Source organism: Streptomyces sp. URMC 124 (assembly GCF_051386455.1).
GTDB lineage: Bacteria > Actinomycetota > Actinomycetes > Streptomycetales > Streptomycetaceae > Streptomyces.
The window spans coordinates 1-371 of sequence record NZ_JBPQTS010000380.1 but is presented as its reverse complement, the minus strand read 5'-3'; the positions used below and the strand labels follow the sequence as shown (position 1 = coordinate 371).

Annotated in this window: 1 protein-coding gene; it reads left to right on the top strand. The window is 46.9% G+C overall.

Features of this window, described 5'->3' with window-relative positions:
* Positions 1 to 55: 55 nt before the first annotated feature.
* The coding region (locus ACSNOG_RS33030) for a hypothetical protein (RefSeq protein ID WP_436756364.1) at positions 56 to 371 on the top strand (316 nt) is incomplete at its 3' end.

Genomic DNA, 371 nt, shown 5'->3' with positions numbered 1-371 from the left:
CATGTAGGGAGGGGACAAGCCCCGCCTTACAAGATTGCATAAAGGAATGAGCAACGTGAACAAAAACAAGCGAGGAATTGGAATTGCTGCCGTAGCTATTATTTTGATCGGCCTGGGCATCCTTTTTGCTTATGATTATTTCAATCCAGAAAAGAATTGGACGATGCCGGAGCCCAATATTGACGTTCAAACGAAAACGATTGACGACATGACCATTGTGTTACGAAACGCTGCCTACCGTGATGATGAAGTTACGATTGGGTTCGAACTCCAAGGCGGCGGACCAGAGGAAAATGATCTGGGCTATAGATTCTACAGCAATGGGCAGCTGCTCGCAGATACAGAAAGCGGAGAGCAGCATAAATTGGGGG